The 14,081-nt window shown below is 60.2% G+C and carries 10 protein-coding genes; 6 read left to right on the top strand and 4 right to left on the bottom strand.

Annotated features, from left to right (window positions below; translation table 11 throughout):
• Positions 1-300 precede the first annotated feature (300 nt).
• The 5 genes from Q0V31_RS08895 to Q0V31_RS08875 all read left to right on the top strand — a co-directional run bounded on the left by Q0V31_RS08895 (position 301) and on the right by Q0V31_RS08875 (position 8,811).
• Positions 301-4,488, top strand: coding sequence for an EAL domain-containing protein (locus tag Q0V31_RS08895; RefSeq protein WP_298187011.1), 4,188 nt, complete (start codon positions 301-303; stop codon positions 4,486-4,488).
• Between the two features lie 124 nt (positions 4,489-4,612).
• Positions 4,613-5,866 carry a serine hydroxymethyltransferase gene (gene glyA, locus Q0V31_RS08890; RefSeq protein WP_298187009.1) on the top strand — a complete coding sequence of 418 codons (1,254 nt, stop codon included), beginning with the start codon at positions 4,613-4,615 and terminating at the stop codon, positions 5,864-5,866.
• A gap of 374 nt (positions 5,867-6,240) precedes the next feature.
• On the top strand, positions 6,241-7,038 hold the full coding sequence (locus Q0V31_RS08885; RefSeq protein ID WP_298187007.1) for a transporter substrate-binding domain-containing protein: 798 nt from the start codon (positions 6,241-6,243) through the stop codon (positions 7,036-7,038).
• A gap of 143 nt (positions 7,039-7,181) precedes the next feature.
• Positions 7,182-8,066, top strand: a complete 885-nt coding sequence (locus tag Q0V31_RS08880) for an ABC transporter permease subunit (protein ID WP_298187004.1) — start codon at positions 7,182-7,184, stop codon at positions 8,064-8,066.
• A 19-nt stretch (positions 8,067-8,085) separates the two neighbouring features.
• Entirely contained in the window at positions 8,086-8,811 is a 726-nt protein-coding gene (locus Q0V31_RS08875) for an amino acid ABC transporter ATP-binding protein (RefSeq protein ID WP_298190992.1), read from the top strand.
• A gap of 152 nt (positions 8,812-8,963) precedes the next feature.
• Here Q0V31_RS08875 and Q0V31_RS08870 read toward each other — a convergent pair whose 3' ends face one another.
• From Q0V31_RS08870 to Q0V31_RS08855, 4 genes are all read right to left on the bottom strand, one after another.
• Positions 8,964-9,107, bottom strand: coding sequence for a DUF2474 domain-containing protein (locus Q0V31_RS08870; RefSeq protein ID WP_090249480.1), 144 nt, complete (start codon positions 9,105-9,107; stop codon positions 8,964-8,966).
• A 210-nt stretch (positions 9,108-9,317) separates the two neighbouring features.
• Positions 9,318-10,325, bottom strand: coding sequence for a cytochrome d ubiquinol oxidase subunit II (gene cydB / locus Q0V31_RS08865; RefSeq protein ID WP_298187001.1), 1,008 nt, complete (start codon positions 10,323-10,325; stop codon positions 9,318-9,320).
• A gap of 2 nt (positions 10,326-10,327) precedes the next feature.
• Entirely contained in the window at positions 10,328-11,767 is a 1,440-nt protein-coding gene (locus Q0V31_RS08860) for a cytochrome ubiquinol oxidase subunit I (protein ID WP_298186998.1), read from the bottom strand.
• Between the two features lie 228 nt (positions 11,768-11,995).
• Positions 11,996-12,550 carry a DJ-1 family glyoxalase III gene (locus Q0V31_RS08855; RefSeq protein ID WP_298186994.1) on the bottom strand — a complete coding sequence of 185 codons (555 nt, stop codon included), beginning with the start codon at positions 12,548-12,550 and terminating at the stop codon, positions 11,996-11,998.
• Between the two features lie 186 nt (positions 12,551-12,736).
• Here Q0V31_RS08855 and Q0V31_RS08850 point away from each other — a divergent pair, with 186 nt between their 5' ends.
• Entirely contained in the window at positions 12,737-14,029 is a 1,293-nt protein-coding gene (locus tag Q0V31_RS08850; protein WP_298186992.1) for an NCS2 family permease, read from the top strand.
• Positions 14,030-14,081: the final 52 nt, after the last annotated feature.

The following is a 14,081-nucleotide window of genomic DNA, read 5'->3' as shown; positions in this document are numbered from 1 at the left end:
CGTGCAGCGTGAAACTGCACGGCGGGGACGCAGCCGCCAGGCGACGCCAACGCACTGAACTTAAAGAGTCGCGCGCGCGTAACGGGCAAAGCTACCGGAATGCGCCGGGTAGGGCAAACCACGCTCGTCGGCGGCGCTGGCACTTCGCCACAATTATGGCATTCTACCCGCCCCCTGTTTGCCAGCCGTACCGCGCACCTGCCAGGGGGCCATCGCCGCCCAGCCCGAGGATGCACGTCGTTGCCAGCAGTTACGCCTCCGACCTCAGCGCACGCTCACCGCGCAGCACCGGCTAAGGTAATGCGCGGGCCGGCACGTGGCGTGCTGGTGGCGCTGGTACTGGGCATGCTGGTGCTGCTGATCTGGCAGCTGCGCCAAGAGTCCCAACAGCTGCTGGACAACCAACGTCAGTTGGCCTTGGCCTATAGCTCGCAGCTGGCCAATCACCTCGCGCTGAACATGGACCTCAAGGCCAGTGCCGGCCAGGCCTTACTGCAGGCCCACGCGCTGCCGCCGGAGAGCGCCGAGGCGCAGGCACAACTGCTGCAATCCTTACGCGGCGTCTTTCCAACATTACTCAGCCTGGCCTGGCTGAATGAGCAAGGGCAAATCCTCGCCGACAGCCATGCGCCCAACGAGGACGCGCTGTACCTCGATGAACTGCTGCAGCGTGGCCGCACGCAAAGCTTTTTTTACGCGTTCAGCGCCAACGACAACGGGCGTATCTACCTGTTGCTCCGACATAGCCCCGGCAGCGCCGTCAGTGGTTATTGGGTGCTGCGCATGACCAATCAGGCGCTGAGCAGCTGGCTGCATGAGCGCCATCAAAGCCCGCACCAATGGCTGCTGGAAGACCGTAACGCAAAGCGCGTCATTGCCAATAACGGGGCGCAGCGCACTAGCGACTCAACGATTGCGCCGCCCGTGACGGCAGAGAACCTCGACCAAAGCCTGCTGGAAGTTCCGCTCAAAGGCAGTGACTGGCAACTGCGTGCGCTGTTCAATGAGCGCAAGGTGCGCGCTCAGCAGTTGCCGCAACAGGCCAGCAAGCTGCTGCTGTTTATTATCTGCGCGATCCTGACGCTGCTCGCGCTGTATCGCTTACTGCGCGAACAACGCAACCTGCAGGCGCTCAATGCCGCCTCGCGGCGCTCGCTGCAACAGGCCGCCAGCGTGCTCAGTGCCATCGAAGAGCGCGTGCTGGTCACCGACTGCTACGGCCAGCTGCAATACCTCAACCCGCAGGCCGAGGCCATGTTTGGCCTAAGCAATAACGAGGCAGACGATTGGCACTTGCTCAAGCTGCTGCCACGCCTTGACCCGCTGCTGCTGCATGACACCGCCCTGCACAATGACCAGGGGCCTGACCTGGTGGAAATCCAGCAGAACGGCACCACCCACCTGTACGACATCAGCCGCAGCGACCTCAGCGAAGACAATCGCCGCACCGGCTTTGTCTGGGTGCTGCGCGATGTCACCGAAGCACAGCACGCCTCGCAGGCTCTGCAGGAAACCCGGCGGCGCTACCAGGACATTTTTGATGGCACCGGCACTGCTTTGTGCGTACTTGACCTGAGCGAACTACGGCGCTTCCTGCAAGCGCAACAACTGCACAGCATCAGCGCTCTGCAGCACTGGCTGGATACCGACCCACAGCATCATGCACAACTGTCGCAGCGCATGCGCCTGACTGAAACCAACCAAGTGGCGCTGCAACTGCTCGGCGTCGACTCCAGCGCGCAGGCCCGCGAGCACTTATTCAACAAGGACCCGCTGCGCCCGGACGGCTTCCGCCTGCAGCTGCTGCACGCCCTGCTCACAGGCAGCGGGCAGCTGGAAATGGAACGGCAGATCATCACTCCGCAAGGCACGGAGCGGCACCTGTGGCTATTGCTGCGCCTGCCGGAAAGCCGCGACGACCTGCAAGCCGTGACCTTAAGCATCAGCGACATCACCAACCGCAAGCGCATCGAATCCTCGCTGATCGAACGCGAGCGTTTCTGGTCTGATGTCATTAGCGCGGTACCCGATACCATTTATGTGCATGACATTGCCGGCAAGCGGTTGATGTACAGCAACAACCACCTGGGCGCGCAGCTTGGTTACAGCAAGGCGGAAATGCGGCAGCTCGGCGAACGCCTCTGGGAAAAACTCTTACACCCAGACGATGTCGAGTTGTACCTGCGCATACGCTCTATTCAGCAGGTGCTGGGCAAGGGCCAGCTGATGCAGTTCGAGCTGCGCTTGCGTCACCGCGATGGCAGCTGGCACTGGTTTGATATTCGCGAGCAAGCCCTGGCGCGCAATGACAAGTCCCGGGTCAGCCGGCTGATTGGTGTGGCCAAGGACATCAACGAGCAGGTCACCCACAGCGAATCCCTGCGCTCCAGCGAGCAGCGCTACCGCCTGCTGGCGGAAAGCATCAGCGACGTAATTTTCTCAACCGGCAGCGACCTGCAGCTCAACTACGTCAGCCCCTCGGTCATGGCCGTGCTCGGCTATGACAGCGAGTGGGCGCTGAGCAATGGTTTCCATAGCCTGGCCACCAACCCACGGCAACTGAGCGGCTTCTACGCCTTGCTTGAGCGCGTGCGCAACGCCCTCGGCGACCCGCAGCGGCTGGCCGAACTGCGCAGCCACTTTGTACCGCAACTGTTCGTGTTTGACGCCCTGCGCGCCGATGGCAAGAAAATCCCGATTGAACTGCGCCTGGTGCCGATGTGGGACGACAGTGGGCGCTTCGAGGGCCTGCTTGGCGTTGGCCGCGACATCAGCCTGCAGCGCCGCGCCGAGAAAGACCTGCGCATGGCCGCCACGGTGTTCGAACACTCCACGGCGGCGATTCTGGTCACCGACCCGGCCGGTTATATCGTTCAGGTTAACCATGCCTTCAGTCGCGTCAGCGGCTACAGCTCCAAGCAGATCCTCGACCAGCTACCGGGCATGCTCACCGCCGATACCCAGCAGGCCAACCACCTGACCTATGTGCTCAAACAGCTCAACCAGCAGGGCAGCTGGGAAGGTGAGTTGTGGCTCAAGCGCAAAAGTGGCGAGAAGTTCCCGGCCTGGGTCGGCATTACCGCGGTCAAGGACGAGGAAGGCGACCTGGTCAGTTACGTGTGCTTCTTCAGCGACATCAGTGAGCGCAAGGCCAGCGAGCAGCGCATCCACCGCCTGGCCTACTACGACGCCCTGACCCAGCTGCCCAACCGCACCCTGTTCCAGGACCGCCTGCACAGCGCACTGCAGCATGGTGAGCGACATCAGGAATGGGTGGCGTTGATGTTCCTCGACCTCGACCGTTTCAAACCAATCAACGACTCCCTCGGCCACGCTGCCGGCGACCGCATGCTCAAGGAAGTCGCCGTGCGCCTAAGCGCCTGCGTTGATGGTGACGACACCGTGGCGCGCATGGGCGGCGACGAATTCACCCTGCTGCTGCAATCCCAGGCCCAACGCGAGGGGGCACTGACCCGCGCCATCCATGTCGGAGAACAGATCCTCACTAGCCTGGAACAGCCATTTATCCTCGAAGGCCGCGAGTTCTTCGTCACCGCCAGTATCGGCATTGCCCTCAGCCCGCAGGACGGCAACGAGCTGAGCCAGCTGATGAAGAACGCCGACACGGCGATGTACCACGCCAAGGAGCGTGGCAAGAACAACTTCCAGTTCTACCAGGCCGACATGAACGCCAGCGCCCTGCAGCGCCTGGAGCTGGAAAGCGACCTGCGCCACGCCCTGGAACAAAACGAGTTCAAACTGTATTACCAACCGCAGTTCTCCAGCGACGGCAAGCGCCTGACCGGGGCCGAAGCGCTGCTGCGCTGGCAGCATCCACAGCGCGGCCTGGTGCCGCCGAATGATTTTATTCCGGTGCTCGAAGAACTCGGCTTGGTGGTGCAAGTCGGCGACTGGGTGCTGCGTGAAGCGTGCCGGCAGCTGGCCGAATGGCGCCAGGCGGATATTCGCGTACCGAAGATCTCGGTCAACCTGTCAGCCCGCCAATTTGCTGAAGGCGACCTGCATCAGCGGATTGCGCAGATACTCGAGCAGAGCGACATCCCGGCTACCTGCCTGGAACTGGAGCTGACTGAAAGCATCCTCATGGAAGACGTGACCAATGCCATGCAGACCCTCAGCAGCCTAAAACAGCTCGGGGTGTTTATCTCCATCGACGATTTCGGCACGGGTTACTCTTCGCTGAACTACCTCAAGCAGTTCCCCATCGACGTGCTGAAAATCGACCGCAGCTTTGTCGATGGCCTACCGCATGGTGAGCAGGACGGTCAGATTGCCCGCGCCATCATCGCCATGGCCCACAGCCTGAACCTCACGGTGATCGCCGAGGGCGTGGAAACCCTGGCCCAGCTGGACTTCCTGCGCGATCACGATTGCGATGAAGTACAGGGCTTCCTGCTCGGCCGGCCGATGCCGGCACAGCAATTCACCGCGCTGTTCGCCGGCACCGCGCTGTTTATCCTGGGCTGAGCGGCCCCACGCATGAGCCCCGCTTGTCCGCTGGATGACCACGCTTCATATGCCTGTTTAGTATGGATGGGGTAGAATTCGCCCCCTCTTTCTACCGCCCAGCTGATTTTCTCAGGGGAATGCCATGTTCAGCCGTGATTTGACTATCGCCCGTTATGACGCCGAATTGTTTGCCGCGATGGAGCAAGAAGCCCAGCGCCAGGAACATCACATCGAGCTGATCGCCTCGGAAAACTACACCAGCCCAGCGGTGATGGAAGCCCAGGGCTCGGTACTGACCAACAAGTACGCCGAAGGCTATCCGGGCAAGCGTTACTACGGTGGCTGCGAATACGTCGACATCGTCGAGCAACTGGCCATCGACCGCGCCAAAGAACTGTTCGGCGCCGACTACGCCAACGTCCAGCCGCACTCCGGCTCGCAAGCTAACTCAGCTGTGTACATGGCCCTGCTGGAAGCCGGCGACACCGTACTGGGCATGAGCCTGGCCCATGGCGGTCACCTGACCCACGGCGCCAGCGTCAGCTTCTCCGGCAAGATGTACAACGCCGTGCAGTACGGCATCACCGATGCCGGCCTGATCGACTACGACGAAGTCGAGCGCCTGGCCGTTGAGCACAAGCCGAAGATGATCATCGCCGGCTTCAGCGCCTACTCGCAGATCCTCGACTTCCCGCGCTTCCGCGCCATTGCGGACAAAGTCGGTGCCTACCTGTTCGTCGACATGGCTCACGTCGCCGGTCTGGTTGCTGCGGGCGTGTACCCGAACCCGGTGCCGTTCGCCGACGTGGTCACCACCACCACCCACAAAACCCTGCGCGGCCCGCGTGGCGGTCTGATCCTGGCGCGTGCCAACGAAGCGCTGGAGAAGAAATTCAACTCCGCGGTCTTCCCAGGCGGCCAGGGCGGCCCACTGGAGCACGTGATTGCCGGTAAGGCCGTGTGCTTCAAAGAAGCGCTGCAGCCAGAGTTCAAGGCTTACCAGCAGCAAGTGATCAAGAACGCCCAGGCCATGGCCAGCGTGTTTATTGAAAACGGCTACGACGTGGTTTCCGGCGGCACCGAGAACCACCTGTTCCTGCTCTCGCTGATCAAGCAAGACATCACCGGTAAAGATGCCGACGCCGCCCTGGGTCGCGCCTTTATCACCGTGAACAAGAACAGCGTACCGAACGACCCACGTTCGCCGTTCGTCACTTCGGGCCTGCGCATCGGCACCCCAGCCGTGACCACTCGCGGTTTCAAGGAAGACGAGTGCCGCGCACTGGCGGGCTGGATCTGCGAGATCCTCGCCAACCTGGGCGACGACGCTGTTGAAACACGCATCCGCGAGCAGGTTAAAGCGGTCTGCGCCAAGTTCCCGGTTTACGGCAACTAAACCGTAACGCTGGAAAAAGCTCGACCAATGCCAGTCAGTGCCCCTGACTGGCATTTTTGTTTTTAACCGGGTACTTCCATGGTTTCAGCCGTATCGCGCGAAGATAAACGCGCCCCAACGCCGACGCGGCAACACGCACTACCGTGCTGCCACCCGCCACGTCCACCCGGTATTTGGGCTGCCCCCGCAGTGTTCGGCGCAAGCGAGACCAACCAGCCCCCATTACTTCTGCCCCAGTTCTTCGCGCGATGGCGGCAGTGGCCTTGGACTTTTTCATTCAAGGCCTAACCTGTTATAACCAATACGTTTTTTACAAAAGATCGATGCCAACGAATAAGAACGCACTACTGCGCTCAAAAAATAAGGACTTCCCCATGCGAAAGCTTTTCACCGGTCTGGCTATTACTGCCAGCCTCCTAGGCGCTTCCATTACCGCTCACGCCGGGCCCGTACTGGACGAAATCGTTAAATCCGGCGAGCTGAAAGTTTGCTTTGATGCGGGTTACATGCCCTTTGAAATGAAAAGCAAAAACGGCCAATTTATCGGCTTTGATATCGACGTGGGTAAACTTCTCGCCAAACAAATGGGCGTTAAATACGTCCCGGTCAACACCGCCTGGGACGGCATTATCCCCACGCTGCTGACGGGCAAGTGCAACATGATCAACGCGGGCATGACCATTAACACCCAACGCAACATGCGCGTGAACTTCTCTGACCCCTATATCGTTATTGGCCAGAGCATTCTGTTGAGCCCTAAGCTCAAGGGTAAGATCAAGGACTACAAAGACCTTAACGACCCGCAGTACACCATCACCACCAAACTCGGCACGACTGGCGAACAAGCGACCAAGCGCATGCTCAGCAAAGCCAAGATTACGGCCTTTGAAACCCAGTCTGACGCGGTGCTCGAAGTCACCAACGGTAAAGCTGATGCGTTCATTTACGACTTGCCGTTCAACGCCATCTACACCGCGCAGAACAAAGACAAAGTCGTTCACCTGAACAAGCCATTCACCTATGAGCCGCTGGGCTGGGCCGTTGCCCAAGGCGACCCGGAAATGCTCAACCTGCTGAACAACTTCCTGCGTCAGATCAAAGGTGAAGACACCTACGATCGCCTCTACGCGAAATGGTTTGAAAGCGACGCCTGGCTCGATCAGGTTCAGTAAGACCACAGGCCAGACTCACCCTCTGGCCTGACTTTCAGCTCCCCCGCGCAACCGTAAACTTACTTTTTCAGGAGGTCACTTTGTTGACCAGCCCCCGACGCTGGCTTTGGCACGGCTTATCCGTACTTATTATTGCGGGCCTAATGGGCACGCTGTACATGGCCTCAAAGCAGATTAACTACAGCTGGCAATGGGCTCGTGTCCTGCCTTACATCGTCAATACCGCGCCGCTCGACCTGCGCGCCAGCGGTAATGGCACCATCACTGAAGTCACGCAAAAAACCATCACCCTCACCCTGGATGACGGTGGCAAGACCCAAGTATTCAAAACCTTTGACCAGGCCGTAGCGGCCCAAGGTGACCTGATCTTTGAGGGTGATGTGGTTGCCCGCAGCGTTGATTGGCGCGCCGGCCCGCTGCTCAATGGTTTGTGGGTAACACTGAAGATCTCAGTGATCTCGCTGTTCTTCGCCACCCTGCTCGGTTTAATCGCTGGCTTGATGCGGATTTCGACTAATCCGGCCTGTCAGAATCTGGCGTTTGTTTACATCGGTTTGATTCGCGGAACGCCGCTGCTGGTACAGATTTTCATCATGTACTTCTTTGTCGGCACCATGCTCAACCTCGACCGCTTCTCTGCCGGGGTCATGGCCCTGTCGATCTTTACCGGCGCTTACATTGCCGAAATCGTGCGCTCGGGCATCCAGTCGATTTCACCTGGACAAATGGAAGCGGCGCGCTCCCTCGGCATGTCGTATCCCAAGGCGATGACTCACGTCATTCTGCCGCAAGCATTCAAACGCACCCTGCCGCCCATGGCCGGCCAGTTGATCAACCTGATCAAAGACTCCTCACTGGTCTCGGTGATTGCCATTACCGACCTGACCAAAGCCGGCCGCGAAGCCATCAGTGGCAGCTTTGCTACGTTTGAAGTGTGGATCACCGTGGCCGGCCTGTACCTGATTCTGACCACCCTGCTGTCGTGGGTTATTCGCCGCATTGAAAAGAGGTTAGCCGCCAGTGACTGAGGCCTATACCGGCAACGACATGATCATTGCCAGCAACGTCAACAAAATCTACGCCAACGGCTGCCACGCCTTGAAGAACGTCAGCGCGACCATTGCTCGCGGCGAAGTGGTGGTGATCATTGGTCCATCGGGCTCGGGTAAATCGACGTTCCTGCGCGCCCTTAATCAGCTGGAGCAGATCAACGACGGGCAAATCGTCATCGACGGCATCAACATGTATGCCTCAGGCACCAACATCAACAAACTGCGCGAGCGCGTTGGCATGGTGTTTCAGTCGTTCAACCTGTTCCCGCACAAAACGGTGAAAGGCAACGTCATGCTGGCACCGATCAAAGTCGCCAAGCGTGAGCCGAAACAAGCCGAGCACGATGCCGAGCAACTGCTCAAACGCGTGGGTTTAAGCGACAAGCTCAATGTCTATCCCGCGCAGCTCTCTGGCGGCCAACAGCAACGCGTCGCCATTGCCCGCGCGCTGGCGATGAATCCCGATGTCATGCTGTTTGATGAGCCAACCTCAGCGCTCGACCCGGAAATGGTCGGCGAGGTGCTGGATGTCATGAAGAGCCTGGCCCATGAAGGCATGACCATGGTGGTGGTCACCCATGAAATGGGCTTTGCCCGCGAGGTGGCTGACCGGGTGATGTTTATGGAAGACGGCGAGCTGTTGCTCAGCGATACGCCAGACAACATCTTCAACAGTTCCAAGCACCCGCGCCTGCAACAGTTTTTGTCGAAGCTGCTCTAAGCGAGAACAACCCCACCCAGTAAAAAGCCTGCATATTGCAGGCTTTTTACTGGGTGGGTGTTTGGTCTGAACCCGCGAGGCCGTCACACTGAAATCTGTGCTGCTCAAGGCGATCAGCTAACCCCGCTACGCCCATCAGCAGGCGTAACGCACTACGGCGTGCCCATCCCAGCCGCCTGCATAAACAGGCGCAGCAGGTAGGACACCGCACCCAAGGCCAGCACGCTGCCGGCCCAGATCGCCACTAGCCAGCCAAGGCGCTGCCACAGCGGCTTTTTTTCTTCTACATCGTTCATCTTGCGCCGCCTCATAACTTACTCGAGGTCTCGCGAGCTAGAGCCCTGCAAGACAAAAACAGGCGAGGAAGCGGAGTGTACTTTTGTACATGAGCATTACTCGTTTCACTCGCCCTTCGGGCCGCGCTAAAGCGCGTTAGCCTCAAGCGGCTTTCGAGCCTGTTTTTAACACCGCAGGGCCGACGCGCACAGCAGACCGGAAACAGGGCCTCAGTGATAGCCATCTTCTTCTGTGACCTTGCCGCGGAACACGTAATAGCTCCACGCGGTGTACATCAAGATAAACGGGATGATGAACAGCGCCCCGACCAAGATAAAGCCCTGGCTCTGCGGCGGTGCCGCGGCCTGCCAAATGCTCACTGACGGCGGAATGATGTTCGGCCACAAACTAATCCCCAGCCCACTGTAGCCGAGAAAAATCAGCGTCAGGGTCAGCAGGAACGGTGCGTAGTTGGCATTTCTGGCCACGGCCTTGAGCAGCGCCCAGGTACACAGCAACACCAACAACGGCACCGGCATAAACCAGAAGATATTCGGCAGGCTGAACCAGCGCTCGGCGATCTCAGTATGCGCCAAGGGCGTCCACAGGCTGACAATGCCGGTGACACCGAGCAGCACGAACACCAACGGCCGCGCCATATCGTGCATCTGCTGCTGCAGGCGACCTTCGGTTTTCATGATTAGCCAGGTGCAGCCGAGCAAGGCGTAAGCGGCGATCAGCGCCAAGCCGCAGAACAGTGAGAACGGCGTCAGCCAGTCCAGCGCGCCGCCGGCATAGGCCCGATCAACCACCTCGAAGCCGTCGATATACGCCCCCAGCGCCACCCCCTGAAAGAAGGTCGCCGTTAGCGAACCGCCGATAAACGCCTTGTCCCAGAGATGGCGCTTGGCCGTCTTGGCCTTGAAGCGAAATTCAAAGGCTACACCGCGAAAGATCAGCCCCAGCAGCATAAAGATCAGTGGCAGATAGAGCGCGCTGAGCACCACCGCATAGGCCAGCGGGAAGGCGCCGAACAGCGCCGCGCCGCCGAGTACCAGCCAGGTTTCATTACCGTCCCAGACGGGGGCCACGGTGTTCATCATCACATCGCGCTCGCCCGCGCTTTTGACGAAGGGAAAGAGGATGCCGATGCCCAGATCGAAACCGTCCATGACCACATACATCATCACCCCGAAGGCGATGATCACGGCCCAGATCAGCGAAAGATCAATGCCCATGTTCAAGTCCTCTCAGCCAGTGAATCACTTTCGCCTTCTTCCAGGCCTTCTTCAGCCGCGGACAGCGGACGCGCCGGTGTACGTTTCTGGCCCGGGCCGCCCTCGGCGGTTTGCTTGCCTTCGTCGATGATCGGACCTTTGCGCACCAGGCGCATCATGTAGCCAATACCCGCGCCAAACAGGGCGAAGTACACCACCACAAACAGCACCAGGGTCAGGCTCATCTGCGCGAAGCTGTGCCCCGAGGAAGCATCAGCGGTACGCATCAGCCCCTGAATCACCCAGGGCTGGCGGCCAATTTCCGTGGTGTACCAGCCGGCGAGGATGGCGATGATCCCCGATGGCCCCATCCACACCGCCAGGTGCAGAAACGGCCGCGACTGGAACAGTTTGCCGCGCGAACGCAGCCACAGTCCCCAAAGACCGGTGAGGATCATCAGCATGCCGATAGCGACCATCACCCGGAAGGTCCAGAACACCACGGTCGAATTGGGGCGGTCTTCCTTGGCAAACTCCTTCAGCGCCGGCACTTGCTTATCCAGGCTGTGGGTCAGGATCAGGCTGCCAAGGGCGGGAATCTCGATCTTGAAACGAGTTTCTTCTCGCTGCATGTCCGGCCAGCCGAACAGGATCAACGGGGTCGGCTCGTCGCCATGGTTTTCCCAGTGGCCTTCAATCGCGGCGATTTTCGCCGGCTGGTACTTGAGGGTATTGAGGCCGTGGAAGTCGCCGATCATCGCCTGGATGGGCGCGACGATCAGCGCCATCCACATGGCCATCGAGAGCATCTTGCGGATCGCCGGGTTGTCGCGCCCGCGCAACAAATGCCAGGCCGCCGACGCGCCGACGAAGAACGCAGTGGCGAGGAACGCCGCGGTGGCCATATGCGCCAGGCGGTAGGGGAATGATGGGTTGAACACCACGGCGAACCAGTCCACCGGAATCACCCGACCGTCGATGATTTCGAAGCCCTGCGGGGTGTGCATCCAGCTGTTGGAGGCGAGAATCCAGAAGGTCGAGATCAGCGTACCGACCGCCACCATCACCGTGGAAAAGAAGTGCAAGCCGGGCCCAACACGGTTCCAGCCAAACAGCATGACGCCGAGGAAGCCCGCCTCCAGGAAGAATGCGGTGAGCACTTCATAGGTCAGCAACGGGCCGGTGACGGCCCCGGCAAAGTCGGAAAAGGCGCTCCAATTAGTGCCAAACTGGTAAGCCATGACCAGGCCGGAGACCACGCCCATGCCGAAGTTGACCGCAAATATCTTCGCCCAGAAGTGGTACAGGTCGCGGTACACCTCCTCCCTGGTCTTCAGCCACAACCCTTCGAGCACCGCCAGGTAACTGGCCAGGCCGATGGTGATGGCCGGGAAGATGATGTGGAAGGAGATGGTAAAGGCAAACTGGATACGGGCGAGGTCGAGCGCCTCCAATCCGAACATGGTGCGTCCTCAGTCAAGTAAAACAGCCTACTGCCCAGCACATACGCCGCAGGCAGTCATCGGACAGCGCGCCCTTGGCCGATAACAGCACGGCCACATGTCGCCCCCGACAGCCCTGATCCTGATCAAGGCATGCTCAAAGAATATCGCCCGTGCGGGCAAGTACCGCTGTGGTTGATTGTCGCGTGACAGCCTGCCACGTGCGTTGCGGCCCATCACTCGCCGCACTCAGGGCACCAGCATGGCCTCGGCCACCTGCTTGCGCAGCGCCTTGCCGCACAGCTGCTCGACCAGCGTCAGGGCGAATTCCAGCGCGGTGCCAGGGCCTTGGCTGGTGATGCAGTTGCCATCGACCACCACCGGCTGGTCGACAAACACACAACCGCTCAAACGGTCGCTGAAGGCTGGATAACAGGTCATGCGCCGCTGCTTGAGCACTCCATACTGTTGCAGCGCCAGCGCCGGAGCGGCGCAAATGGCAGCAAACAGCTTGCCGGCCTTGGCCTGCTCCCGTACCCGTTCGGCCAACGGTTCATGCTCGGCCAAGTGCTGGGCACCCGGCATACCCCCCGGCAGCACGATCAGGTCAAAGGGTTGGGCCAGCACATCCGCCAACATAGCGTCGGCGGTCAGCCGCGTGCCACGGGCGCAGGTGATCATCCGCCGGCTTTCGACACTGGCCACAACCACCTCAATCTCGGCACGCCGTAAGACATCGATCAGGGTCACGCATTCGAGGTCTTCGACACCATCAGCAACGCTAATCAGGGCTCGCGCAGTCATTCCGCTCTCCTTAATGAGGCTGTACGTAAACTGCCTGATCGGTCATAAATTCACCACACCCAGACGAGCTGATATGATGCGCGCCTTTTTCCAGATCACCAGCAAAAACATGCGCATTGCTGCGGATGTGCTTTGCTTTCAGTTTGCATAAATACGGCGCACAGAGCCGTTATTGGGGAGCTCCACATGCTGGAAAGACTGTTCCAACTCAAGGCCCACAACACCACGGTGCGCACCGAGATGCTGGCAGGGCTGACCACCTTCCTGACGATGGCCTACATCCTCTTCGTCAACCCCAATATGCTCGCCGAAACCGGCATGGACAAAGGCGCAGTATTCGTTGCCACCTGCCTGGCAGCCGCCATCGGCTCGGCCATCATGGGCCTGGTCGCCAACTACCCGATCGCCCTGGCACCGGGCATGGGCCTCAACGCCTTCTTCACCTACACCGTGGTGCTGACCATGGGCCACACCTGGCAGGTGGCACTGGGCGCGGTATTCCTCTCGGGGGTGATCTTCTTCCTGCTGTCGATTTTCAAGATTCGCGAGTGGATCATCAACAGTATCCCCATGGCGCTGCGCGCCGGGATTGCCGCCGGCATTGGCCTGTTTTTGGCGATCATCGCGCTGAAAAACGCCGGCATCGTGGTGGACAACCCGGCCACCCTGGTCGGCCTCGGCGACCTCAGCCAAGGCGCCCCGCTGCTGGCCTGCATGGGTTTCTTCATGATTGCCGCGCTGGCCTACCGCCGCGTAACCGGCGCGGTGATGATCGGCATTTTGCTGGTCACTGGCCTGTCGATCGTACTCGGTTTGTCGCAGCTCGACGCCGTGGTCTCGATGCCGCCGTCGCTGATGCCGACGTTGCTGCAATTGGACATTATGGGCGCGCTGGATATCGGCCTGCTCAGCGTGATCTTCGCCTTCCTCTTTGTCGACCTGTTCGACACCTCCGGCACCCTGGTTGGCGTCGCACAGAAAGCCGACCTGCTCGACAAAGACGGCAAAATGCCCAAACTCGGCCGCGCCCTGCTGGCCGACAGCACCGCAACCATGGCCGGTGCCGCGCTGGGCACCTCGACCACCACCAGCTATATCGAATCGGCTGCGGGCATCAGCGCCGGCGGCCGCACTGGCTTGACCGCGTGCGTGGTTGCCGCGCTGTTTTTACTGAGCCTGTTCTTCGCCCCGCTGGCCGGTGCCGTACCGGCCTTCGCCACCGCCCCGGCCCTGCTGTTTGTCGCGGTGCTGATGATGAGCAGCCTGGCGCAGATCGATTGGGATGACCTGACCGTCGCCGCCCCTGTGGTAGTCGCCGCCCTGGCCATGCCGCTGACCTTCTCGATTGCCAACGGCATTGCCTTCGGCTTTATCGCCTGGACCCTGATCAAGTTGCTGGCGGGCCGCTGGCGCGACCTCAACCCGGCACTGGTAGTGTTGTCGGCATTATTCGTGATCAAACTGGCGTACTTCGCCTGATGACCTCGCGGGTGGCACCAGCGCCACCCGCCTCCTTTTTGAAAAGAGCCCC

Origin of the sequence: uncultured Pseudomonas sp. (genome assembly GCF_943846705.1) — a bacterium.
In the GTDB taxonomy this organism is placed as follows: domain Bacteria; phylum Pseudomonadota; class Gammaproteobacteria; order Pseudomonadales; family Pseudomonadaceae; genus Aquipseudomonas.
This window is presented reverse-complemented; position numbering and strand designations above follow the sequence as displayed.